This is a genomic window from Amycolatopsis sp. NBC_00348 (assembly GCF_036114655.1).
GTDB lineage: Bacteria > Actinomycetota > Actinomycetes > Mycobacteriales > Pseudonocardiaceae > Amycolatopsis.
On the sequence record NZ_CP107994.1, the window covers coordinates 7,484,283 to 7,508,707 of the forward strand.

Consider the following 24,425-nt stretch of genomic DNA (forward strand, 5'->3'; position numbering starts at 1 on the left):
CCAGGTACGGTCGCCGCTATGCCCGCCCTCTCCGGTGACAAGATCCGCGCCCGCCTCGACACCGCGCGTCTGTACCTGTGCACGGACGCCCGAACGACCCGCGGCGACCTCGCCGCGTTCGCCGACGCGGCCCTGTCCGGCGGCGTCGACATCATCCAGCTGCGCGACAAGACCGGCGCGTTGGAAGCCGCCGGCGAGATCGCGGCGCTGGAGGTGCTGGCGGAGGCGTGCGAGCGTCACGGAGCACTGCTCTCGGTGAACGACCGGGCGGACGTGGCCCTGGCGGTCGGCGCGGACGTCCTCCACCTGGGCCAGGACGACATCCCGGTCCCCCTGGCCCGCCGCATCGTGGGCGACGACGTGGTGATCGGCCGCTCGACGCACTCTCTTGACCAGGCGCTCGCGGCTTCGTCCGAACCGGGGGTCGACTACTTCTGCACGGGCCCCTGCTGGCCGACGCCGACCAAGCCGGGGCGTTCGGCGCCGGGCCTGGACCTGGTCCGTTCCACGGCCGCCGCCGCGGTGTCCCGGCCGTGGTTCGCGATCGGCGGCATCGACGTCCCGCGCTTGCCGGAGGTCCTGGCGGCGGGAGCGTCGCGGATCGTGGTGGTCCGGGCGATCACGGAGGCGGAGGACCCGGCTGCGGCAGCCCGCGAACTGCGCTCCCACCTGGTCTGACACTGAAGTCCGTGAAGGACTCCTTACCGGCTCTTATGGCCGGTAAGGAGTCCTTCACGGCTTTACGGGGTCGGGGTGGACGCCGCGCCCTGGCTGGTCGGGGGTGCCGCCGAGGTTGTCGGCTTCTGGGAGGTCGCGCTCGGCGTTGTCGGGGTGGTGGTCGGTGTGTCCGACGAGGTCGTCGGTGGGGTGTTCGACTGCGTCGTCGTCGACGACGTGTCCGTCGGTGAGTCCTGGGTGTCGTTCGTCGAGGTCGAGGGCGTCGTCGACGGGGTCGGGGTCGAGGGGCCCGAGCCGCTGCCGAAGATCTTGCCGATGCCCGCTCCCGTGCCGCCCGCTACCTTGCCGCCCGTGGCCGCGTCCACGCTGACCATCGCCAGGATCGCCACCGCGAAGGCCACCACGCTCGTGCCGATGATCAGCGGCCAGCGCAGTTTTCGCAGCCTGCCCGGCTCGTCGTCCGGACCGTCCGTGGGCAGGTCGTCCGGGCGCTTCAGCCGGACCGTGGGTTGCTCGGCCAAGGGCACCTCGGCGCCACCTCGGCGGCGGATCCCCGACGTCGCCAGCTGGCGGGCCTTCGACGCGGCCGCGCGCGTGCGCTGCAGTGAGCGCAGGTACACCTCGCCGCCGACCGTGGTGATCACGCTCGCCACGCCCGCGCCGGCCACCGTGCCCGCCACGCCGAGTGTCGACCCCAGCAGCGCCGCCGTCACCGCCGCGAGCGCCGCCGCCATCACCTGCGCGATGCGCAGTCCTGACTTCGCTTCCTTCGTTTCGGAAGTCGCTGCGTTCTCCTTGCTCATGATCCCGATCCGGTAGTAAGTCTTCTCCCCTGTCCAACGTGTAAGGCGCGCGGGAAACTCCCCTCGTTGCCGCAGCGTGAGGAGCGCCACGTTGACCGTCCACTATGGACAGTGTAAACCGAACGGTTTCTTGACATACTCGGCACATGGAACTGGTCACGATCTCCGACATCGAGGCGGCCGCGAAGCGCGTCGAAGGTGTCGCCGTGCGCACGCCGCTGTTGCTCCAAACGTGGGACCCGCGCAAGTCCTTGTGGCTCAAACCCGAGAGCCTGCAACCGATCGGCGCGTTCAAGGTGCGCGGCGCGTTCAACGCGATCGGCACCCTCGACGACGCGACGCGCGCCCGCGGCGTCATCGCCTACTCGAGCGGCAACCACGCGCAGGCCGTCGCGTACGCGGCGCAGCGGTACGGCGTGCCCGCGGTGATCGTCGTGCCGGACGTCGCGCCGCGGATCAAGGTCGAGGCCACCCGCTCCTACGGCGCCGAGGTGATCGAGGTGCCGATCGGCGAACACGAGGCCAAAGCGCACGAACTGGCCGCCGAACGCGGGCTGACCCTCGTCCCGCCCTACGACCACGCGGCGATCATCGCCGGGCAGGGCACCGCGGGCCTGGAGATCGCCGAGGACCTGCCGGACGTCGACGTCGTGCTGGTGCCGGTGAGCGGCGGCGGGCTCGCCGCCGGCGTCGGCACCGCGATCAAGGCGCGCTGCCCGCGGGCGCGGGTCATCGGCGTCGAGCCCGCGCTGGCCGGCGACGCGACCGAAGGCCTGCGGCTGGGCCGCCAGGTCGACTGGCCGATGGCCGACCGCGCCCGCACGATCGCCGACGGCCTGCGCGCGCAGCCGTCCGAGCTGACCTTCGCGCACCTCACGAAGGTCGTCGACGCCATGGTCACGGTCACCGAGGACGAGATCCGCGACGCCGTCCGGACGCTGGCGCAAAAGGCCCGCCTGGTCGCCGAGCCCAGCGGCGCGGTGACGACGGCGGCCTACCTGCACCACGCGGCCGAGCTGCCCACCGGCCGCACGGTCGCGATCGTCTCCGGTGGCAACGTCGACCCGGCGCTGTTCGCGGAGATCCTGGCCTGAGTCAGGCGGGGGTCCCCCGGCGCACGTGCGTCGGCGGGCCCTCGACCCCGCAGCTGAAGCACTCGCCCAGGTGCGGCGCCTCGTCCGGGTGGGACGACTCGTCCGCGGCCGGCGGCGCGGGCGTGGGGGTGGGCGGCGCGAGGACGCCGTTGTGGATGCCGAGCGCGATCAGCCCGCCGGCGATGGCCAGGACCGCGCAGATGATCAACGCCGTCCGCCAGCCCGCGGTCAGCGCGACCGGGTCGTTGTACGCCTCGCCGGTCAGCCCGGCCGCGGCGGGCAGCACCGCCACCGCCAGCAGGCCGCCGGAGCGGGCGATCGCGTTGTTGACGCCCGACGCGACGCCGGCGTAGCGGTCCGGGGCCGCGGCGAGCACCGTCGCGGTCACCGGGGCCACCACGGTCGCCAGGCCCAGCCCGAACACGACGACCGCGGGCAGCACGGCCCCGAGGTAGGACGCGCCGGGCGCGATGCGCAGCATCAGCAGCATCCCGATGCCGACGACGATCGGCCCGACCACCAGCTGCGTCCGCGGGCCGATGCGCTGCGCGAGCGCGCCCGAGCGGCCCGAGAGCAGCAGCATGATCACCGTGAGCGGCAGGCCGGACAGGCCGGCCGCGGTCGGCGAGTAGCCGAGCGAGACCTGCAGCTGCATGACCAGCAGCATCAGCACGCCGCCGAGCGCCGCGTACATGGCGAAGGTCAGCGCGTTGGACAGGGTGAACGTCCGGTCGCGGAACAGCGACGGCGGCACCAGCGGCTCCCGCGAGCGGTGCTGGACGAACACGAACGCGGCCAGCCCCGCGATCCCCAGCACGCCCGCGACCAGCACGATCGGGTCGCCGATGCCGCGTCCCGGCGCCTCGACCAGCGCGCCGGTGATCCCGGCGAGGCCGATCGCGCCGAGCGCGGCGGCGCCGAAGTCCGGGTGCCCGGTCGCTTCCTCGTCCCGCGACTCGGGCACGAACTTGCGCGCCATGAAGACGACGGCGACCGCGATCGGCACGTTGATCAGGAAGGCCAGCCGCCACGACCACAGCTGGACCAGCAGCCCGCCGAGCAGCGGGCCGGCGGCGGCCGCGATGCCGCCGAGGCCGGACCACGCGCCGATCGCGCGGGCGCGCGCGTCGTGCGCGAAGGACGACTGGAGGATCGCCAGCGACCCGGGCGTCAGGAGCGCGCCGCCGATGCCCTGCAGGATGCGCGTCGCGACGAGCATCTCGGTCGACGTCGCGGCGGCGCAGAGCCCGGACGCGACGCCGAACCAGACGACGCCGATGAGGTACATGCGGCGCCGGCCGTACCGGTCGCCGAGCGAGCCGGCGACCAGGATGAGCGCGGCGAGCGCCAGCATGTAGCCGTCGAGGATCCACTGGAGCCCGGCGACGGACGCCCCCAGCTCGGTGCCGATGCGGGGCAGGGCGACGTTGACGATCGTGCCGTCGAGCATCGCCATGCCGGAGCCGAGGATGGTCGTGGCGAGCACGCCGCGCGCGGCGTGCGTCCCCCACCGGATCCCGGTGTCTTCGGTGGCTGTCACCAGCACACTCCACCGTGCCCGAAGACCCCCCGTCAACCTGGCCCTACGGCATCAGCGTCGTGACGAACTTGTAGCGGTCCCCCCGGTAGATCGCGCGGGCGAACTCCACCGGCTTGCCGTCGGTGGCGAACGAGTGCCGCGTCAGCATCAGCACCGGCATGCCGACGTCCGCCCCGAGCATCTCCGCTTCCTGCGGCCCGGCGAGCGACGTCTCGATCGTCTCCTCCGCGCGTTCCAGTTCGACGCCGTAGTGCTCCCGCAGAACGGCGTACAACGACGCGCCCGCCGAGACGTGCTTGCGCAAGCCGCGGAAGCGGCCGAGCGGCAGGTGCGTCGTCTCCAGTGCCATCGGCTGGGAATCCGCCAGTCGAAGCCGTCGAAGGCGAAGAATTTTCGCGCCCGCCCGGATTCCGAGCAGTTTCGCCAGATCGCCCTCGACCGGGAGCTCCTCGACTTCCAGGAGCTTGGACGACGGCTTCAGGCCCTGCTTGCGCATGTCCTCGGTGTAGGAGGACAACTGCAGCCGCTGGGCGAGCTTCGGCTCGGCCGCGAAGGTGCCTTTTCCCTGCACACGGTGCAGCCGGCCCTCGGCGGTGAGGTCGGCCAGCGCCTGGCGCACGGTGGTGCGGGAGACCGTGAACTCCCCGGCGAGCGCGCGTTCCGTCGGGATCGGCGACCCGGGCGGCAGCACGTCGAGCAGGTCCAGCAGGTGCTGTTTCAGTGCCCAGTACTTGGGCTCTCGCTGACCGCGCATCCCGGCGACGGCACCCGCCTCGCCCGCGGTGGTGGTGTCCAACATGCCCGACTCCCTATGTCTTCCCTCATAACACGCCACGTCCCCGTAAGAAACGTACCCTTTTCCCCAAACGCGCCGCCCCACTAAGATTGGTCTAGACCTGACCGACGCCGCCTGAGTCCGGTACATAATGCCGGAGGTGGAGAGGAAAATGATGACCGAACAACGGCCCGGCGAGCACATGGCCGCGGAGATCGCCCAGCAGCCGGACGTCTTGGCCGGACTGGTCGAGCGTCAGGCGGAAATCGCCGGGGTGGCGGAAAAGATCTCACAACGCCCCCCGCGCTTCGCTTTGCTCGCCGCGCGTGGATCGAGTGACCACGCAGCGTTGTATGCGAAGTACCTGATCGAGGTAATGCTCGGCCTTCCGGCTGGTCTTGTCTCCCCGTCTACGGCGACGCTGTACGGCGCGCGGCCCGATTTGCGGGACGTGCTGTTCGTCACGGTCAGCCAGAGCGGCGGCTCACCTGACCTGATCGAGGTGACCGAGACGGCCCGGCGCCAGGGCGCGCTGACCGTGTCCGTCACCAACACGCCCGAGTCGCCGCTGCGCGCGGCGTCGGAGCTCGGCATCGACATCGGCGCCGGTGTCGAGACGGCCGTCGCCGCGACCAAGACGTACTCCGCCACCCTGATGGCGCTGTACCTGCTGATCGACGCGGTGCGCGGCGGCAAGGCGGCCGACGCCGAGAAGATCGGCGAGCTGGCCCAGCAGACCCTCGACGGCTCCGTCGAGGGCGTCCAGCGCGCGGTCGACCGCTACCGCTTCGTGGACCGCGTCCTCACGACCGGCCGCGGTTACTCCTACGCGTCCGCGCTCGAAGGCGCGCTCAAGCTGGCCGAGACCAGCTACCTCGCCGCCCGCGCGTACAGCGGCGCGGACCTGCTGCACGGCCCGGTCGCGGCGGTCAACGGCGAGACCGCCGTGCTCGCGGTGACCAGCGCCGGGCACGGCGGCCAGGCGATGCACGAGGTCCTCGAGGCCGTCGGCAAGCGCGGCGCGGACGTCCTCGCCGTCGGCTCGGCCGCCTCCGAGGTGCCCGCGGCGCTACGCATCGACGTCGCGCCGACCGTCGAGGAGCTGGCGCCGATCCTGGAGATCCTGCCGCTCCAGCGGCTCGCGCTCGGCCTGTCGCTGGCCCGCGGCGGCGACCCGGACAGCCCGCGCGGCCTGCTGAAGGTGACCAAGACCCGGTGACCTTCGCTGTCGGCGTGGACGCCGGCGGCACGTCGACCAGGGCCGCACTGGTCGACGCCGCCGGCGTCGTGCTGGGTACCGGGCGCGGCGACGGCGCCAACCCCAACGCGCACGCGCCCGAGGTGGCCGCGGGCCGGATCGCCGACGCGATCACCGCGGCCCTCGGCGGGCGCGACCCCGGCGGCGTGCGCGCGTGCGTCGTCGGCATGGCCGGGGTCAGCAAGCTGAGCGACCCGGCGATCGCGGCGGTGTTCGACGCGGCGTGGGCCCGGATCGGCCTCACCGGCGTCGTGCGCACGGTCGCCGACGCGGAAGTGGCGTACGCGTCCGCGACCGCCGCGCCGGACGGGACCGTGCTCGTCGCCGGCACCGGCTCGATCGCGGGCCGGATCCGGAAGCGGCGGCTGGCCGGCACCGCGGGCGGCTACGGCTGGCTGCTCGGTGACGAGGGGTCGGCGTTCTGGCTCGGCCGCGAAGCCGTCCGGTCCACTTTGGAGGCACTCGGGCGCGGGTCGTCACTCGACGGCCTCCCCTCGGCGGTGCTCGCCGAAGCGCTCGGACCGTCCGGTGTGGACGTCCGGACCGATGCCGAGCGGCTCGCCGCGTCCCGCGCGTTGATCACGAACGCCAACGCGGAGGCGCCGGTGCGGCTGGCCCGGTTCGCCCCCCTGGTGAGCGCGGCGCACGACGCCGGCGAGCCCGCGGCGGGCGAAATCGTGGCCCGCGGGGCCGGGCTGCTGGTCGCGAACGCCCTCGCCGCGCGCGAGCCCGGCGAGTCGACCCCGGTCGTCCTCGTCGGTTCGGTGCTCACCGGGACCAGCCCGGTCGGGGCGCTCGTGCGGCGTGGATTGACCGGTCTCGAGGTGCTGACCAGCTCCGATGGGGTGCTCGGGGCGGCCTGGCTGGCCGCCGTCGACGCCTTCGGCGAGGGGACACCGAGACCGGCGCTCCTGGGAAAATGAGCAAAACGCGGCGCGAAGACGTGAAAACGTCGACTGAACCCGGGTAGGCCGGGTACCGTAGGCAGTGGCCCCCGGACCCTCCCCCCTCGCCGGGGGCCGCCTTATGCCCCGGGTACGTCCTCCGGCCGGGTTTCGGGGGTCAAGCGCAGGCCGGGGTGCTCCGGCGGCAACGCGCGGTAGAGCACCCAGCCACTGACCGCGACGGTCAGCGCGACCAGCGGCCACGACAGCACCGTGCGGGCCACGCCGAGCGCGATCACCTGGCCGGACCACCACAGCAGGCCGTAGACGACGACGCGCAGCACGTACTGGCCGAACACCCACACCCAGCTCGCCCTCGAGTAGGCCTTGAGCAGGACGGGGTCGCGGCGCCAGCGCGTCTTCTGGCCCAGCACCAGGCCCACGACGACGCCGAGCAGCGGCCAGCGGACCACGATGCTGGCCGCCCAGAGCAGCGCGCTGGCCACATTGGACATCAGCTGCAGCAGGAAGAAGTCCTGGGCGCGGCCGGTGTGCAGGGCGATCAGCGCGGCCGCGACGACGGCGGCGAGGCTGACCACGATCGCGCGGATCTTGCCGCCGCGGGCGTACCGGAAGATCCCGAGCGCGACGGCGACCGCGATGGCGGCGCCGGCCCCCCAGGCGATGGACTGGCCGGCCGCGAGCCAGCCCACGACGAAACCGACCGGCGGGATGCTGGCGTCGAGCGCACCCCGGCGGCCGCCGAGGATCTGCGCGAGCGACTCGCGGGGTTGTTCGGACACGTGTCCAGCCTGCCGGATCAGCCCCGGAACGCCCCGGCCGGGGAGATCTTCGCCACATCGGGTGCCGGTTTTAACTCCGAGTGTGCTGTTTCACGGCATACCGAAGGTGAAGACTGCGTAATACAGGAGCGCGGAAGGCCGACAAGATAAGACACTGTTACCGCTGGCTGAACCCGCGGTGGCGGTGGGCGCATCGTGGGGGTGCGGCCCGATTCGTTAGTTGGGGTGTACAACTATATGTCGGGGTGGGTCGGTCGCAGGACGGGAAGGGGACCCAACGTGTACGGATTCGACAGCTATGTGGCGCTCGGTGACAGCTTCACCGAGGGGCTCAACGACGCGTTGCCGGACGGTTCGTTCCGGGGCTGGGCCGATCGGCTCGCCGAGATCCTGGCGGCCGGGCGGTCCGACTTCCGGTACGCGAACCTGTCCCTGCGGGGCAAGATGCTCGACGAGATCATGGACGAGCAGCTGCCGATCGCGCTGGAACTGAAGCCCGACCTGGTCACGCTCTGCGCCGGCGGCAACGACATCATCGTCCCGGGCGCCGACGTCGAAGCGGTCGTCGAGCGGTTCGAGGAGGGCGTCGCGAAGCTGCGCGAGGCCGGCATCCCGGTACTCATCTTCAACGGCCCGGACACCAAGGTGCTGTCGGTGATGTCGGTGCTGCGCGGCAAGGTGGCGATCTACAACACGCACCTGTGGGCGATCGCGGAGCGCCACGGAGCCCGCATGGTGGACTTGTGGACAATGGGCCCGCTACACGACCGCCGAGCTTGGAGCGACGACCGCCTCCACTTCTCCCCGGAAGCCCACCGCCGCATCGCCCTGAAGTCGGCGGAGGTTCTGGGCATCCCGGTGGCCAGCGACTGGCGCGAGCCGTGGCCATCGGAGGACACCCCGAGCCGCTGGATCGACTCACGCAGGTCGGACCTGGCGTGGACGAAGGTGCACCTGCTGCCATGGATCCGCCGCCAGCTACGAGGCGAGTCGATGGGGGACGGCCTGTCCCCGAAGCGGCCGCAGCTGGCACCGCTGGTGCCGATCGAGGTTCTCGAAGCGGCGGAGAACGCTCAGCAACAGCAGCAGGCCAGCTGAGGTTGGGGTTTCGGTTGCCCCTCGGAACGTCGGGGGTCTTCTCGCCTCTCGGCTGGTTGCTGTCGGGCTGGGGGGTCTGCCCTGCGATTTGTCCGGCTGCCTGCGGCTCTGTGGTTAGTTCTGCTTGCCGGTCTGCGGTTGTTCCGCTGCCGCCCTGCGGCTGATCTCGCTGCCCGCCTCGCGGCTGATCTCTCTACCGATCTCGCGCCGGTCCTAGCGGCGCATGTCTGTGGGCACCCGGCACGGCCCAGGACCATCGGGCTCCGGCTGCCCGCCCACCTCAAGTCCGCCGAGCTGTCTGACGGCCGAAGGATCGCCTGGCTCCAAGCCCTGCCGAACCCGACTGCTCCGCCAGGCTCGCTTCGCTCACTCGCCCCGCTCAGTTTCGCCCGTTGCGCTGCGCTCTGCTGCGCCAGACTCCGCCAGCCCGCTGTGCCGGGTTCTGCTTCGCTCAGCTCCGCTGCGCCAGGTTCCGCTCAGCTCCCCGGTTGCGCTCCGCTCCGCTGCGCCAGACTCCGCTCAGCTCCGCCCGCTCAGCTGCGCTCCGCCCACCCGCTGCACCAGGCTCGCTCCGCTGAGCCTGGCTCCGCCGGCTCGCGCTCCGCCCGCTCGCTCCGCTCCTTCGCTCCGCCCGGCTCCGCTCGCGCTCCGCGCCCACCGACCCCACCAACCTGCGAAAACCGCCCCCTGGTGACCCAACAGACATACCCCACCACTCCCAAGGGGGGCCGCCCGTCTCCAGCGTAACGGGGAGATCCGACAGAACGTGTCCGGACGATCACCGCAACTCCAGTTGTCCACATGTCGACCCGGCTGGGGACAAACTGTGGACGGACCGCTCTCCCAGGTCGCCAAGCCGCCTCGTCCGGCTTACAGTCGCTTCATGTCCGGTGGGCGTGGCTGGATCCGGTTGATCCCGATCGCGGTGCTGGTCACGGCGCTGCTGGCGGGGGTCGTGACCTGGGCGCAGGCCGGGAGCGTCCAGCGTGACCTCACCACGAAGTCCCAGGACGCGCTCGCCGCCGCGGGGCTTCCCGCGGGCTCCGTCAGCTTCGACGGCCGGGATGCCACCCTCAGCGGCTTTCCGCCCGACAAGGCCTTGCGCGCCCTCGAAGTCGTCCAGAACGTCGATGGCGTCCGGGCCGCGCAGATCTCCGGCGACGTCATCCCCGTGGCCCCGACCCCGAGCCCCAGCCCCAGCCACAGCCCGACAACAACACAGCCAAGCCCGCAACCGACCACAGCGCCACCAACCACCAGCCCAGCACCGCCGCCCACCGACAAGGCCGGCGTGCAGGCCGAGATCGATCGGATGCTCGCCGAGGCGCCCATCGCCTTCGTGCCGAACACCGCTCGGCTCACTCCCGAAGGTGAGCAGGCCGCCAAGGGCGTCGCCGTCGCGCTCGCCAAGTCGCCTGCGACCTTTCGGTACCGCGTCACCGGGCACGTCGCCCGTGGGCCCGGTGGCGAGAGCGCCGCTCTGAAACTCTCCCGGGACCGCGCCCGGGCCGTCGCGCGGATCCTCACTTCGAACGGGCTGACCGCCGGGCGCGTGACGTCGCGGGGGCTGGGTGACACCCGGCCCGCCGCCGGTGGCGAAGAGGACCGGCGCGTCGAGATCACCGTCGTCTGAAGGGTGTGAGCAGGATGGTGTGGCTGTTCGGGCAGATCTGGTTGTGGCTGATCGTCGCCTTCGCCCTCGGTGCGCTCTCCGCGTGGCTCGTCCTGCGCACCCAGCACACCGCGCCGGAGCCCACCCGGGAACCCGAGCCGTACTACGAGCCCACGCCGGCCGAGCAGACTCAGTTCATCCCCGCCGCGAACTTCCAGCCGACGGAGGAGTCCCGCTACGACGAGGACACCCCCGAGCCCGCCGGGCACCGCGAAGGGCACCTCCCACTGCCGCCGCAACGCGGGGCGCAGGATGAGTACTGGCCCGCCGAAGAGGAACCGGTCTGGCCCGAAGCGGACGACCTGCCCGACGCCACCCACCAGTGGCCGCAGGCCCCGCACCAGCCTGGGCGCGGTGCCTGACACCCATCCTGGTAAATTCGGCTACGCACTGTGAGCGAGGCTGAGAAGGGGGTGGCGTGGCGCTCCCCCATTGGACGCCCCAGCAGGTTCTGCCGCCGGGCCGGCACGCCGGCGACCTCGCCGACGTCTACGAGCGCCTGGTCTTCGACGCCCCGCACCAGAACGAGCGCGAGATCCTCTTCAGCGCGCTCAACAGCTACCTCGGCGTGGCCCGCCGGATCATGCCGTCGGGGCGCGCCTGGATCGGCGGCGAGCTGGTCATGCGCACCGCGCACCCGCCGCGCGGCCTCGACGTCGTCCTCATCCCGGACGAGTGGGGCGCGCTGAAGCGGCTCGACGACGAAGGCCGGTCGGCGCTGTACGGCCTGCTGACCCTGCGCGGCGTGATCGTCGGGCAGCCCGCGATGTACCTGGACCAGGTGCAGCCGGTCGGGGGCATGCTGGACGGCTTCCTGTGCCGCCCCGGCGACGAGGACACCTGGGCCGAGGTCTGGGCCGCAGGCGGCAAGGGCTACCCGGAGATGATCTGGTGAGGAACGAGTTCCGGCGCATCGCCGACGAGATCCCGGGCGGCACCTGGCTGGACGACCTGGCGCGCGCGTCGGCGATGGCCGCGAACGCCAAGTTCGAGCGGACGTCCCGGTCGCCGCTGCTGCACGTGTCCGTGATCGGCGAGCAGCACATCGACGCCTACACCTTCTCCGACATCAGCCGGGCGCTGCAGGACGCGACGGCCAAGATCGGGCACATCATCCGGAACCCCTCGGGCGAGGTCACCATCGTCCAGCAGGCCGACCGGGACAAGGCGCCGCTGATCCAGCGCGGCCAGGCCGGCAACGCGATCTTCTTCGGCTTCCCCGAGCTCGACGTCGCCGACGACGCGCTGATCGTGGACGGCATCGAGACGCTGTCCGAGCGGGCCGTGAAGGAGCTGTGCGACTTCCTGCCGGCCAACGGCTCGGACGACGGCGCGCTCGACGCCGTGCTGCTGCAGCGCGACACCGTCCGCAACGCCGTGAGCGACATCGTCAACGCCGTCGCGAAGAACGCCGGCATCGGGATGGCGCTGACGCCGACGGCCGGCGAGCAGGTCACCCGCAGCATGACGACCGAGCAGGCGCGGATCCTGCAGGGCAGCCTCCGGGAGTCCCGCGAGGCGGTCGGCTACGAGACGGTGCGCGGGCGGCTCGACGGCGTCCGCACCCGGCGGCGGATCTTCTACCTCGACCGCGAGTCGGGCGGGACCATCCAGGGCGCCGTGGCCGAGGACCTGCTCGACGAGATCAAGGAGAACCTCGACCACCCGGTGACCGCCCGGCTGCGGGTCGTGCGCACGACCACGATCGACGGCCGCCGCGGCCGGCCGGTGTTCGAGCTCCTCGAGATCACTCCCGAAGTGAGTCTTTTCGACTGAGAAGTCCGATATCCGGCCTGCGCTCCGCGACCGACCAGCCACTCGTCGTAGGCCTCACGGCGGTGCCGGGATGTTCGTACCGAATTTACGATATCGGCCGTGAGGTCGCGGAAGACCGCATCGAACAGTGGGAACTCCGATATTCTTCCCATTGATCACCGGGCCACACCCTGCGCGCGAGGTCAGGAAATACCGATACCCGGCGCAAAATGGTGGGACAATGACTTTTTCCAGAATGTAACAATTTCGTTCTGGGCCACACTTATGGGTTAACGTCGTCGCACTCCCATCCGAAGGGGCAGGCATGATGACCGACCCGCAGTACCCGCCGACCACCGCGCGCCACGGCAGCAGGCCGGCGCCGCCGGTGACGGCCACTGAGCGTCGTCAAGCGAATGCGAAACCCGCCCGGAACATCCTGGCGATCGTCGGCCTGCTCCTCGGGATCGCGGCCCTGGCCGTCGCTTTCGTCCCGGACATCGGGTTCGTCGCGTGGCCCCTGGGCGCGATCGGGCTGGTCCTGGGCGTCCTCGGGGTGGTCCAGGTCAAGAAGGGCACCGTGGGCGGCCGCGGGCTGGCGATCACCGCCGTCGTCGTCTCCGTCGTGGCGCTGCTCTCGACCGGCGGGATGCTGGTCTACTCGACCTTCCTCGGCGGCGGCAGCTCCGGGCTGCACATGCCCGCGGCGGCCGGCGACAAGCACGCCGTGGTCTTCCAGGTGACCTCCGCCGGCGGCGCGACCGTGCGCTACGGCAGCCTCAGCGACCAGCGCACCGAAACCGCGCCCGCGAGCACCGACGCGTGGCAGGGCCAGGCTTCGTACAACAATGGTTCTTATCTTTTGACGCTCACCGCGGACACGCGCAATTCGAATTCATACAACGATATCGGGTGCGCCATTCTCGTCGACGGCAAGAAGGTCGCGGAGAACAGCGGGACGAGCATCGCGCTCTGCACGGCCAACGTGGGCTGATCGGCGGCACCCGCCTGGCGACCGGCCGGCCTACCCCCATCTCGGCCGGCCGGGCCGCCACGAGCCGCTCCTGGCGACTCCCAGCCCCGCTGGGGTTTCCCCCCGCGGGGCCTGGCACCGGCTTCCCAGCCTGCCCCTCCCCAGGGCTCCACCGGCACCGCCGAACCTACGCGGACGGCGGAGGCGGGCACTAAGAATCCACTAAGGATTCCCCGGTCACCGGGCGGCCGTGACCCGTTCGCAACAGCCGGCCGAATCGTCACTGCAGTTCAGCGAGTTCGGCGCGGACTTCGCCGACGAGCTTCGGGTGGACGCGTTCGTAAATGCGCACGGACATCGCGAGCTGCTCACGGGCGCCGGCCGGATCGCCTTTCGCCCGCAGGACCCGGCCCAATGTCAGCCGCAACGCGCCTTCGCGCGCGACGAACTCCCGGCTGATCGCGAGGTCGATCGCCTCGCGGACGTAGCGCTCGGCCGCCGGCTGGTCCCCGGCCAGCAGGCTCAGCGCGGCCAGGTCGTCCAGCGAGCGGACGACCCGGTCGTCGTCGCCCAGCTCGCGGTCGATCCGCAGCGCGGCGAGCTGGTGGGCGATCGCGTCGGGGAAGCGACCCGCCCGCTGTTCCGCCGCCGCGCAGCTGCTGAGCGCCTGCCCGAGCAGCACGGCGTCGCCGTCGGCCGCCGCGATGACCGTGCGCAGCCGCTCGACGGCCCGGTCGTGTTCGCCGAGCCGGCTCAGCGCGCGGCCGAGCTGCAGGTCGGCCGCGGTGGCGAGCCGGTCGTCGGCGAGCCCGGCGGCCAGCTCCCGCGCCCGCTCGGCGTCGGCGAGCCCGGCGCCCGGCAGCTCGAAGGTCAGCGCGATCTCGCACCGGGTGAGCCGCAGCCAGCACTGCCCGGCGACGTCCCCCGCGGCCACGGCGGCGGCGACGCCGAGCTCGGCCATCCGCGTCCACTCGTCGAGCAGCGGGCACGCGACGCGGTAGGTGTGCCCGAGCAGGGCCAGCCGCCAGACGTCGTCGTAGCGGCCCGCGGCGTACGCGGCGTCGAGCACCGCCAGCAGGTTCGGCCACTCGGCCGCGAACCAGTCCTGCGCCTCGGCGAAGCCCGGCAGCGGCGGCATCACGTCTTCGGCCAGCACGCCGGCGAAGTCGAGCGGATCGACGACGCGGGCGAGGCGGCGCCGGGCCCGGTCGGCCACCGCCTGGTAGTAGCGGACCGTCCAGCCGAGCGTCTCGTCGCGCTCCTTCTCGTCGAGCTCCTGCTCAGCCAGCTCGCGCAGGTAGAGCCAGACGAGGTCGTGCGGGGCGAAGACGTCGCGGGCGGTCTCTTCGATGAGGTTGTGCGCGGCCAGCGCCCGCAGCCGGCGGCGGGCCTCGGCCACCGGGATCTGCGCGACGGCGGCCATCAGGTGCGGCCCGACCATCACCCCGGGCACCCCGCCCAGCTGCAGGAACGTCTCGGCGATCTCGCCGGGCAGGCCGCGGAAGGAGACGTCGAAGGCCGCGCGCACCCCGTCCTCGGCGCCGTCGACCTGCAGCCCGGCCAGCCGCGTGCGCTCGTTGCCGAGCTCGTCGACGAGCTCCGCCGCGGTGCGTTGTGGGCTCGCCGACAGGCGGGCGCCGGCGATCCGCAGCGCGAGCGGGAGGTAACCGCAGAGCCGCGCGAGCGTGTGGTTCTGCTCGGCCGGGCCGGCCAGCTCCTCGATCAGCCGGACGGCGTCGCCGGGGGCGAGCGTGCCGAGCACGCGCTGCCTGGCCGCGTTCGACACGGCGAGCCCGTCGAGGCGCGACCGGCTGGTCACGACAGTCATCGTGCGCGCGCTCGGCGGCAGCAGCGGGCGCACCTGCTCGGCGGTGCGGGCGTCGTCGAGCAGCACGAGCATCCGGCGCCCGGCGATCAGCGACCGGTACAGCGCGACGCGCTCGTGCAGCAGCTCCGGGACCTGCGCGGTTTCGACGCCGAGGCCGAGCAGGAACTGCGTCAGCAGCTCGGCGGGCTCCAGCGGCGGGTGGTGCGGGTCGAAGCCGCGCAGCGAGGCGAACAGGACGCCGTCCGGGAACCGCGCCGCGACGCGGTGGGCCCACCAGACGACCAGCGTGCTCTTGCCGACGCCGGCTGTCCCGGTGACCACGGCGATCGTGGTCTCCCCGGCCTCGACCCGGGTGACCAGCGCGTCGAGCCAGTCGAGTTCGCCGGCACGCCCGGCCAGGCTCGGCACCGCGGCGGGCAGCTGCGAAATCGCCTTCGCGGGCCCTTCGGCCGGCGCCGGGAGGTCGTCGTTGAGCACGCGCTCGTGGAGCCAGCGCAGCTCGGCGCCGGGTTCGACGCCCAGGGTGCCGACGGTGGCGCGGGAGACGGTCCGGTACAGCTCGAGCGCGTCCCCGCGGCGCCCGGCGTGGTAGAGCGCCCGCATCAGCTGGCCCGCGGTCCGCTCCTCCAGCGGATCGGCGAGCGGGCTCAGTTCGACGATCAGCTCGGCGTGCCGGCCCAGGTTCAGGTCCGCGTCGACGCGGGCGCCGTGCACGGCCCGGCGCAGCTCCGCCAGCTCGGGCGCCCGCACGGACTCGGGCACCCCGCCGAGCACCGGGCCCTGCCACAACGCGAGCGCCTCGGCCAGCAGCGCGGCCGCCGTTTCGGGGTTCGCCACGGACGCGCGGTCCAGCAGCGTGCGCGCCCGGTGGGCGTCGATCTGCCCGGGCTCGGCCACCAGCCGGTAGCCGGGCGGGGTGGTGAGGATGGCGGCGTCGCTCTCGATGTCCCGCAGGACGCGCCGCAGGTGGGAGACGTTGCCGTGGATGATGGTCCGGGCCGTCGCGGGCGGGTCGTGGCCCCAGAGCGCGTCGATGATGTCGTCGAGCGCGACGACCTTGCCGGGCTGGAGGGCCAGCAGCGCGAGCAGCCCCCGGACGCCGGGGCCGCCGATGGGCACCGGGACGTCGCCGGCGAAGAGCTGGACGGGCCCGAGCAGCTGGAAGCGGGTTTCGGCCACGCTCGCGCCCACCTCCCCGGGGATCACGGTTGTCCGACGTCTCCCTCGTCGGAAAATTCAACTTACCGTGACGGCAGGCGGACCTGTACCACCCAGTCGGGACGGCCACAGGCCGGTCACCAGGAACTTCGTCACTCTGCGGATTCCGCGGTGGCAGCGCGAGCGGCTACGACTTCCTCCGGACGCAACACGACCCCGCACCATCGGTCCCGATCCGCTGGTGCGGGGTCGTGCGCACTGCGCCGGCCGGGCCGCCAGGGGGCGCGGTCCGCCCGTCGTCGCCGTGAGCGACCGGGTGGGGTCTGCTCACCCCGAGCGAAGCACCCGCCGGTCGTCCGCGAAGACGGTTCTCGCGCGGGCCACACGCCCTCGCGGTGGCGACACGGTAACAAAGCGCACCGGATCAGTCACCGCCGGGTTGACGCGAATTTCCGCGCCGGCCCCGAAAAGCCGACAGAAACGTCGAAAGCGGCCGGCACGCGTGCGTGTCGGCCGCTTTCGGGTGCGCGTCAGCGCGAGATCGGCGTCGTGTCGCGGCCGGCGATGAACGCCGGGCGCGGCCGGCTCGCGGCGTACGGCTCGGTCAAGGCGTTCTCCACGCTGTTGAACACCAGGAAGATGTTCGAGCGCGGGTACGGCGTGATGTTGTTCCCCGAGCCGTGCATGAGGTTCGCGTCGAACCACAGGGCCGACCCGGCCTGCCCGGTGAACTGCTCGATGCCGTGCTCGGCCGCCATCCTGGTGATGTCGTCCTCGGTCGGCACGCCCACCCGCTGGTCCTTGAGCGAGGCCTTGTAGTTCTCGGCCGGCGTCTCGCCGGCGCACTGGACGAACGTCCGGTGCGAGCCCGGCATGATCATCAGGCCGCCGTTGAACGGGTAGTTGTCGGTCAGCGCGATGGAGCAGCTGACCGCCCGCGGGGCCGGCATGCCGTCCTCCGCGTGCCAGGTTTCGAAGTCCGAGTGCCAGTAGAACCCGGTGCCCTTGAACCCGGGCATGTAGTTCACCCGGCTCTGGTGGAGGTAGACGTCGGAGCCGAGCAGCTGCCGCGCCCGGTCCAGCACGCGCGGGTCGCGCACCAGCTCCGAAATCAGGTCCGAAACGTCGTGGACGGCGAAGATCGACCGGACCTCGCCGGTCCGCGCCTCGGTGATCACGCGCTCGTCCTGCGCCGGCTCGCGGTTCGACGACAGCCGCACCAGCTCCTGCCAGTACGTCTGGACCTCGCCGACCGAGAGCAGGTCGTCGTCCACCGTGTAGCCGCGGGCCTCGTGGTTCGCCAGGGTCGCGGCGTCGATCGGACCATCGGCTTCGGTACCCCACACGGTGGGGTGCACGCGCGGAAGGTGCTCCGGCGCACCGGTGATCCGGGTCGGGTAACCGTCGTCGACCCGGGTGTCCATCAGCGTCACGGGCTTCGCCTCCTGTGTTGCCGCTCCGGTTCTCTTACGCGTCCTCGGTGATCAGCGGGTACACGCCGTTTTCGTCGTGCACCTCGCGGCCGGTCACCGGGGGGTTGAACACGCACACGCACTTGATCTCGGTCCGCGGCCGGACCTGGTGCTTGTCGTGGTCGTTGAGCAGGTACAGCGTGCCGGGCTTGAGCTCGTGCACCTTGCCGGTGGCGAGGTCCTCGACCTCACCCTCGCCCGAGGTGATGAACACGGCCTCGATGTGGTTCGCGTACCAGAAGTCGTTGACGGTCCCGGCGTAGAGCGTGGTCTCGTGCACCGAGAAGCCGACGCCCTCCTTCGCCAGGATGATGCGCTTGCTGCGCCAGTTGGGGGTCTTGATGTCGGCGTCGGTGTCGGTCACCTCGTCGAGCGTGCGAACGAGCACGTCGTACTCCTCTACTTGGTCAGGACGGCCTTGACGGACTCGTCGATGATGGACAGACCCTGCGTCAGCTCGTCGTCGGTCAGGGTCAGGGGCGGCAGCAGCTTCATGACTTCGCCGTCCGGACCGGACGTCTCCATGAGCATGCCGCGGGCGAAGGCCTCGGCGCAGACGCGCCCGGCCAGGTCGCCGTTCTCGAACTCGAGCCCGCGCGCGAGGCCCCGGCCCTTGGCGAACAGCTTCGCCTCCGGGTAGGCCTCGACGAGCCCGGAGAACGCACTGGCGATGCGCTCCCCGTTGGCCTTGGTCGACTTCTCCAGCTCGTCGTCGCGCCAGTAGGTGTCGATCGCCGCGGTGGCGGTGATGAACGCCGGGCTGATGCCGCGGAAGGTGCCGTTGTGCTCGCCGGGCTCCCAGACGTCGAGCTCCGGCTTGATCAGCGTTAGCGCCATCGGCAGGCCGTAGCCGCTGATGGACTTCGACAGGCAGACGATGTCCGGCGAGATCCCGGCGTCCTCGAAGCTGAAGAACGGGCCGGTGCGGCCGCAGCCCATCTGGACGTCGTCGAGGATCAGCAGGATGTTGTGGCGCTTGCAGAGGTCGTCGAGACCCTTCAGCCACTCCAGGCGCGCGGCGTTGATGCCGCCCTCGCCCTGGACGCCCTCGACGATCACCGCGGCCGGCTCGTTGAGCCCGCTGCCGGAGTCTTCGAGGAGCTTCTCGAAGTACAGGAAGTCCGGCATGGCGCCGTCGAAGTACCGGTCGTACGGCATCGGCGTGGCGTGCACCAGCGGGATGCCCGCGGCGCCGCGCTTCATCGAGTTGCCGGTGACCGACAGCGCGCCGAGCGTCATGCCGTGGAAGGCGTTGGTGAAGTTGATGACCGACTCCTTGCCGGTCACCTTCCGCGCGAGCTTCAGCGCGGCTTCGACGGCGTTCGCGCCACCCGGACCCGGGAACACGACCTTGTAGTTCAGGTTGCGCGGGTCGAGGATCCGGTCGCGGAAGGTCTGCAGGAAGTCGCGCTTGGCCACGGTGTACATGTCCAGCGCGTGCGTGACGCCGTCACGCTGGATGTAGTCGATCAGGGCCTGCTTCAGCACCGGGTTGTTGTGCCCGTAGTTGAGCGCGCCGGCCCCGGCGAAGAAGTCCAGGTACGGCTTGCCGCTCTCGTCGTGGAGCCAGCTCCCCTGCGCGCGGTCGAACACGACGGGCCAGCCGCGGCTGTAGCTGCGTACTTCGGATTCGAGCTCTTCGAAGATGCTCATGACGTTTCTTTTCTCCTACTCGCCCGGATCTGTGCGTACCGATAGCGGACCGATGCGGTAAAGCTCTTCGGCCAGGTGCCCGGCTTCGGGGAATTCGTCCCCGCCGAACAGCACGCTGGTTTCCATCGCGGTGTTCCAGCGCTTCGCGAACGACGTGAACAACCCGATGGACGCTTCGTTGTCCGGGGTGATGGTGGTCTCGAGGTAGCGCACCCCCGCGCCGACCAGGCGCGTGTACAACGCGTCGAGCAGGGCCCCGGCCAGGCCCTTCCCTCGTTGCGACGCGTCGACCGCGACCTGCCAGACGAGCGCGGCCTCGGGCTCGTCGGGCCGGCGGTAGGCGATGACGAATCCGACCGCCTTGCCGTCCTCGCGCGCGACCACCGATGTCTCGGCGAAATCGCGGCACCACAGCATGTATGCGTACGGCGAGTTGAGATCGAGCTTGGCGGAATCACGCGCGATTCGCCACAGCTCCGCGCCGTCCGCCTTGGTCGGCGATTCGATCAAGTGCGTTACGGACATACTCAGGAAACGTAACAGAGAATTTTCCGGCCGCCAGCGACGCAGCTCACGCACCCCGCGATGACCTGGGGCGACGTGGAGTACCCGGTGAGGAGTCCCACAAACGTGTTTGACGGAAGAAGTTCCGGGGCACACGGGCGCCCAGGTCGCGTCCTCGTTGTCCGTGACCTACCCGCACCATGAACCCCCGGGCCGAAGATCGCAAGGCGCCGGGCCGAATCCCCGCGGGTGACCACACGGCACTTTCACGTGAAAGTGCCGCGGGTCAGGGGCGACGGCGGTGGCGGAGACGTCGCCAGGCCCCGCTGACCGGCATCACGACCGCCGGGAGGATCAGCAGGCCGGAGACCACGAGCCACCACACCGCGCCGTCGCCGCGGCGCCAGCCGGCCACCACGTTGCCGAGCCAGCCGAAGAACGGCCTGGCGATCGGGGGCAGGAACGCGGCCAGCAGCAGCGCCGCCACCGCCAGCGCCCCGAGCACCCCGACCAGCCGCCGTGGCGTGCGGCCCATCGTGAGCAGGGCCGTCGCCAGGTAGACGACCGCGCCGGCCAGCACCGGGAGGCCGATCCACTGCAGGATCGCGCCGCTGCTGTCGCCGATGACCAGGCCGGCCAGCAGCGCCAGCACGCCCGCCGCCAGCGAGCCGAGCGTGCCCAGCTTGGACGCGCTCTGCGTGACCTTCGCCGAGCTGCGGGCCACCGTCCGCAGGATGCCCGCCACCGTCTTGGGCCAGCCGCCGGGCAGCCGGAACGCGACGGCGCCGGCGTTGACCACGGCCGCGCCGAGCTTGACCAGGGTCCGCGTCAGCTGCGGGGTGCCCTGCTCGCCGGCGAGCTTCTCCGCCGAGACCTGGCAGGCCTGGAAGGCGCGCTGGGCGGTGTCCGCGTCGCCGATCGGCCGCGCGCTCCGCGCCCGGAACGCCGCCGACGCCGCGCCGCTGCAGCCGCCGATCTCGACGTCGGCCTGGGCCTGCTCGGCGACCACCGGCAGCTCCTCCGCGGCGATCTGCGCCTGCCGCGTCCGCGCGAGCACCATGGCCGTCACCGGCATGCTGATCGGCGGGTCGTCCGAGAACTTCGCGACCGGCTTCAGCGCGCAGTCCAGCCCGAGGAACGCCAGTTCGGCGCTCAGCTGGTCCTTGAGCTGCTGCAGCTCGGCCGGCTCGGCGTTGTCGGCGGGGTCCGGCTCGCGCCAGAGCGGGCCCAGCGCCGCGACGAACTCGGCGCGGAACGCCTCCGGCCCGATGAGGTCGCGCAGCGTCGCCAGCCGGGCCGGGTCGAGCAGGCACTGGACCAGCCAACCGGCGCCGTCGACGCGCCCCCACATCCAGTCGCTGGCCCGCCAGGACGCCTTGTAGAACGCGCCGAAGTCGTCGGCCTGCATCCCGGTCAGCTTGTCCCCCGACCGGCGCCGCTTCAGGTCCAGCAGCGTCCGGGAGTCGGCGCTGACCTGCACGAGCTCGACGCGCTGGTCGACCGACGGCGCCTGCGCGAGCAGCCCGCGCGTCGCGACGTGCAGGCCCAGCAGCCGCGCCTGGACGACGTTGTCGGCGCCGTTCTCGAGGGCCAGCCAGTCCAGCAGGACCGAGACGGTGTCGGCCGTCTCGATGGCCGCGTTGGCGGACTCGAGGGCGCCGTTGGCGAGCGCCCGCGACGTCGGCGCCGTCGCGTTCCGCAGGGCCGCGTTGGCGAGCGTGCGCAACGTCGGCGTCGCCGCCCGCAGCGCCGCCACGACCAGCGGCCAGGCCTCGACGACGGCGTCCGAGCGGCCGAGCCCGGCCCACTCCTGGGCGAGCTCGCCGATCCACACCTCGAGGGTGCTGCTCGCGCCCGGCCCGTCGTGCGCGGCGATCCACTGCGCCAGCCGCACCCCGCGGGCCGACGTCTTGCGCGCCGCGTGCAGCCCCGCCCGCGCGTCGTTGAGCTCCTTGGCCTCCTTGGGGTCCGGCCCGAGCCGGAACCCGGCGTTGATCAGCTGCAATCCGGTGGCCACGGCGTCGTCGAGCGCGCTCGTGCGGTAGCCGACCAGCTCGGGCACGGACATGCTCGTCGACGGTGGCGCGAGCGGGATGCCGGCGCTGAGCCCGCCGACGGCGACCGCGCGCAGCTGCTGTGACATCCCGGACGCCCACTCGCGGTCCTCGGTGTCCACATCGGACAGTGCGTACCGGCGGCTGGCCACCTGCACCAGCTCGGCGGCGTCCTCGGCCGTCCGCCGGTCCAGGTACGCCGTGGCCAGCCGCTTGTCGATCAGCGCCTCCGGCCCGCCGCGCAGCCCGAGCGCGGCCAGCGAGACGCGGGTGTCGCGGGTGCGGACGACGGCGTCGTTGTGCCGGGTCAGCTCCTCCAGCTCGGCGCTGATCGACTGGCTCATCACCGTGGAGACGACCTTGCTCATCGCGTTCGCCAGCAACGGCGGGGCCGCCGGGTCGCAGGCGATCGCCGTCGTGTCTTTCTCGCCGGTGGGCACGACGTAGAGCAGCAGCCGCCGGACGTCCGCGTGGGACGGGCGCTCGAAGATCTCCCGCAGCGCCGGCCGCAGCGGTTTGTTGAGCAGCACCCCGCCGTCGGTCAGCCAGTGCGACCGGGTCAGGTCGGTGTAGGCCGTCATGTCCGGGTGCAGCGCGTCGGTGCCCTCGGTGCCGATCGGCAGCCGGGCCAGCTCGAACGCGCCGGGGAACGACGCGGTGGCGCGCGCGGCGAGCGCCAGCGGCCCCTGCACCCCTTCCGTCCACAGTGGACCTTCGAAGCGGAAGAGCATCCGGTGTTCGGTGTCGCGCACCAGGTTCCCCAGCGCGTCGTCGAACCGGGTCGTCTCGCCGTCGATCATCGTGCCGGTGAGCAGCACGGTGATGTCCGGCGGCTCGGCGGGCGGCGTGCCCGGGCCGGTGATCTCGTGCAGGGCCTGCGCCAGGTCACCGAGCAGCACGCGGTCGCCGTCCAGCACCGACCGCGGCTGCGTCTCCGCCGGGTCGCGGATGAGGTTCTCCAGCGAGCCGATCCGGATCCAGGTGTCGCGCAGCACCTGCGGCGTCGAGCCGAACGCCTCCGCCAGCCCGAGGCAGGCCGCGTTGATCCCGCCGGCGCTGGTGCCGGTCAGTACGTCGATCGACACCGTGGCGCGCAGCAGGTCCAGCAGCCCGCGGTAGAGCCCCGCCTCGGCGTCGCCCCGGGACTCCCGCAGCAGCTGGGAGGTCTCGGTGGCGACGCCGCCCATCCAGATGGCGAGGCTGGCGCCACCGACCATCGTCATGGCCAGGCGGATCTCCTGCTGCCACGGTTCCGCTTGCTCCGCCATGAGCTCCCCAAGCCGGTTGTCGTCCCTGCCCGACGCAGACTAGAGGCGGAAGGTTAGGCGCGGGATACGCGTGGGTGTACGGCCGTTCGGGTGGAGTTGATCGGCTTCTCAGCCGACCGTGACCACCACCTTGCCGAACTGGCCGTTCGCTTCGAGGTACCGGTGCGACTCGGCGACGTCGAAGAGGTCGAACGTCCGGTCCACGCGGGGCCGGAAGGTGCCCGCGCGGACGCCGGCCCGGATGAAGTGACCCGCCCGGACCAGCCGCTCCGGGTTCATGGTCAGGTCGAACGCGTTGAACATCCGCATGGTCGGCGGCATCCACAGCGGGAACGGCGTCTCGGGGACGTCGAGCGCGCCGTAGACGACGAGCGTGCCGCCCTTCGCCGTCGCGTCGGACAGCGCGCGCACGCCCGGCCCGGCGACCGCGTCGAAGACGAAGTCCGCGCCGTGCCCGGCGGTGATCTCGCGGGTGCGGCCGGCGACGTTCTCGTCGTCGGTCACGATCACGTGCGCCGCGCCCGCGTCCAGCAGCCGCTGCTTCTTCGCCGCGGTGCGCGTGGCGGCGAGCGGGATCGCGCCGATGTGGTTGACGACGTCGATCGTCGCCAGGCCGACGCTGCTCGACGCCGCCGTGATCAGCACGAAGTCGCCCGGCCGCACGTGTCCTTCGTCGACGATCGCGCCGTACGCGGTGAGGAACGGCCCCCACAGCGCGACCGTCTCGATCGCGTCGAGCCCTTCCGGACGGCGCAGCACCGCGGACGCGGGCACGACCGCCGCTTCGCCGTACACGCCGTAGTTCCGCATCGAGAAGCCCGCGACCGTGCTGACCGCCTCTCCGACGGCGAACTCCGTGACGCCGTCGCCGAGCGCCTCGACGATCCCGGACGCCGAGTAGCCGAGCGTCGCCGGGAACTCGTCCGGGCGCTCGAAGTACGTGCCCGCGCGGAACATCGCCTCGGCCCGGTTGAGCCCGATCGCCTCGACCCGCAGCCGCAGTTCGCCGGGGCCCGGCGCACCGGGGTCGACGTCGGTCAGTTCCAGTACTTCCGGTCCGCCCTCGGCGGCGAACCGCACCGTCTTCGTCATTCTCGATTCCTTTCGGTTGCCTCGGAATCGATCGTGGACCGGATGCGTTTGCGCTGGAAGACG

Annotated in this window: 21 protein-coding genes; 10 read left to right on the top strand and 11 right to left on the bottom strand. The window is 71.9% G+C overall.

The window, feature by feature from the left end; translation table 11 throughout:
- Positions 1–18: 18 nt before the first annotated feature.
- Positions 19–678: a thiamine phosphate synthase gene (gene thiE / locus OHS58_RS32830; protein WP_328645064.1), complete on the top strand. Its 660-nt coding sequence runs from the start codon at positions 19–21 to the stop codon at positions 676–678.
- A 62-nt stretch (positions 679–740) separates the two neighbouring features.
- Here thiE and OHS58_RS32835 read toward each other — a convergent pair whose 3' ends face one another.
- Positions 741–1,481 carry a hypothetical protein gene (locus tag OHS58_RS32835; protein ID WP_328645065.1) on the bottom strand — a complete coding sequence of 247 codons (741 nt, stop codon included), beginning with the start codon at positions 1,479–1,481 and terminating at the stop codon, positions 741–743.
- A gap of 146 nt (positions 1,482–1,627) precedes the next feature.
- On the opposite strand from OHS58_RS32835, the gene OHS58_RS32840 reads away from it, so the two are divergent.
- Positions 1,628–2,575: a threonine ammonia-lyase gene (locus OHS58_RS32840; protein ID WP_328645066.1), complete on the top strand. Its 948-nt coding sequence runs from the start codon at positions 1,628–1,630 to the stop codon at positions 2,573–2,575.
- A 1-nt stretch (position 2,576) separates the two neighbouring features.
- Here OHS58_RS32840 and OHS58_RS32845 read toward each other — a convergent pair whose 3' ends face one another.
- Positions 2,577–4,115, bottom strand: a complete 1,539-nt coding sequence (locus tag OHS58_RS32845) for an MFS transporter (protein ID WP_328645067.1) — start codon at positions 4,113–4,115, stop codon at positions 2,577–2,579.
- A gap of 43 nt (positions 4,116–4,158) precedes the next feature.
- Complete coding sequence (locus tag OHS58_RS32850; RefSeq protein ID WP_328645068.1) at positions 4,159–4,914, bottom strand: GntR family transcriptional regulator; 756 nt, start codon at positions 4,912–4,914, stop codon at positions 4,159–4,161.
- 148 nt (positions 4,915–5,062) lie between these two features.
- On the opposite strand from OHS58_RS32850, the gene OHS58_RS32855 reads away from it, so the two are divergent.
- The gene (locus OHS58_RS32855) at positions 5,063–6,109 is read left to right on the top strand and encodes an SIS domain-containing protein (RefSeq protein WP_247063754.1); all 1,047 of its coding nucleotides are present in this window, start codon (positions 5,063–5,065) and stop codon (positions 6,107–6,109) included.
- Positions 6,106–7,071: an N-acetylglucosamine kinase gene (locus OHS58_RS32860; RefSeq protein WP_328645069.1), complete on the top strand. Its 966-nt coding sequence runs from the start codon at positions 6,106–6,108 to the stop codon at positions 7,069–7,071. Before OHS58_RS32855 ends, OHS58_RS32860 begins: the two co-directional genes overlap by 4 nt.
- A gap of 101 nt (positions 7,072–7,172) precedes the next feature.
- On the opposite strand, the gene OHS58_RS32865 is transcribed toward OHS58_RS32860, so the two are convergent.
- Positions 7,173–7,835 carry a DUF3159 domain-containing protein gene (locus tag OHS58_RS32865; RefSeq protein ID WP_328645070.1) on the bottom strand — a complete coding sequence of 221 codons (663 nt, stop codon included), beginning with the start codon at positions 7,833–7,835 and terminating at the stop codon, positions 7,173–7,175.
- A 279-nt stretch (positions 7,836–8,114) separates the two neighbouring features.
- Here OHS58_RS32865 and OHS58_RS32870 point away from each other — a divergent pair, with 279 nt between their 5' ends.
- The 6 genes from OHS58_RS32870 to OHS58_RS32895 all read left to right on the top strand — a co-directional run bounded on the left by OHS58_RS32870 (position 8,115) and on the right by OHS58_RS32895 (position 13,354).
- Complete coding sequence (locus tag OHS58_RS32870; RefSeq protein WP_247058621.1) at positions 8,115–8,933, top strand: SGNH/GDSL hydrolase family protein; 819 nt, start codon at positions 8,115–8,117, stop codon at positions 8,931–8,933.
- 883 nt (positions 8,934–9,816) lie between these two features.
- Positions 9,817–10,566, top strand: coding sequence for an OmpA family protein (locus tag OHS58_RS32875; RefSeq protein ID WP_328645071.1), 750 nt, complete (start codon positions 9,817–9,819; stop codon positions 10,564–10,566).
- 14 nt (positions 10,567–10,580) lie between these two features.
- A complete protein-coding gene (locus tag OHS58_RS32880) occupies positions 10,581–10,967 on the top strand; it encodes a hypothetical protein (RefSeq protein WP_328649898.1) in 387 nt (128 codons plus the stop codon).
- Between the two features lie 56 nt (positions 10,968–11,023).
- A complete protein-coding gene (locus OHS58_RS32885; protein WP_326944764.1) occupies positions 11,024–11,500 on the top strand; it encodes a DUF6932 family protein in 477 nt (158 codons plus the stop codon).
- A complete protein-coding gene (locus OHS58_RS32890) occupies positions 11,497–12,381 on the top strand; it encodes a hypothetical protein (RefSeq protein WP_247058625.1) in 885 nt (294 codons plus the stop codon). Before OHS58_RS32885 ends, OHS58_RS32890 begins: the two co-directional genes overlap by 4 nt.
- Positions 12,382–12,685: 304 nt before the next feature.
- Complete coding sequence (locus OHS58_RS32895; RefSeq protein WP_326944765.1) at positions 12,686–13,354, top strand: DUF4190 domain-containing protein; 669 nt, start codon at positions 12,686–12,688, stop codon at positions 13,352–13,354.
- 259 nt (positions 13,355–13,613) lie between these two features.
- Here OHS58_RS32895 and OHS58_RS32900 read toward each other — a convergent pair whose 3' ends face one another.
- From OHS58_RS32900 to OHS58_RS32930, 7 genes are all read right to left on the bottom strand, one after another.
- Complete coding sequence (locus OHS58_RS32900) at positions 13,614–16,340, bottom strand: AfsR/SARP family transcriptional regulator (RefSeq protein WP_328645072.1); 2,727 nt, start codon at positions 16,338–16,340, stop codon at positions 13,614–13,616.
- 509 nt (positions 16,341–16,849) lie between these two features.
- Positions 16,850–17,752 carry an ectoine hydroxylase gene (thpD, locus tag OHS58_RS32905; RefSeq protein ID WP_328645073.1) on the bottom strand — a complete coding sequence of 301 codons (903 nt, stop codon included), beginning with the start codon at positions 17,750–17,752 and terminating at the stop codon, positions 16,850–16,852.
- 34 nt (positions 17,753–17,786) lie between these two features.
- Complete coding sequence (locus tag OHS58_RS32910; protein ID WP_247058629.1) at positions 17,787–18,179, bottom strand: ectoine synthase; 393 nt, start codon at positions 18,177–18,179, stop codon at positions 17,787–17,789.
- 11 nt (positions 18,180–18,190) lie between these two features.
- On the bottom strand, positions 18,191–19,444 hold the full coding sequence (gene ectB, locus OHS58_RS32915) for a diaminobutyrate--2-oxoglutarate transaminase (protein ID WP_247058630.1): 1,254 nt from the start codon (positions 19,442–19,444) through the stop codon (positions 18,191–18,193).
- A gap of 15 nt (positions 19,445–19,459) precedes the next feature.
- Complete coding sequence (gene ectA / locus OHS58_RS32920) at positions 19,460–20,014, bottom strand: diaminobutyrate acetyltransferase (protein WP_326960038.1); 555 nt, start codon at positions 20,012–20,014, stop codon at positions 19,460–19,462.
- 220 nt (positions 20,015–20,234) lie between these two features.
- Positions 20,235–23,270 carry a patatin-like protein gene (locus tag OHS58_RS32925; RefSeq protein ID WP_328645074.1) on the bottom strand — a complete coding sequence of 1,012 codons (3,036 nt, stop codon included), beginning with the start codon at positions 23,268–23,270 and terminating at the stop codon, positions 20,235–20,237.
- Positions 23,271–23,378: 108 nt separating this feature from the next.
- Positions 23,379–24,362: a zinc-dependent alcohol dehydrogenase family protein gene (locus OHS58_RS32930; RefSeq protein ID WP_328645075.1), complete on the bottom strand. Its 984-nt coding sequence runs from the start codon at positions 24,360–24,362 to the stop codon at positions 23,379–23,381.
- Positions 24,363–24,425: the final 63 nt, after the last annotated feature.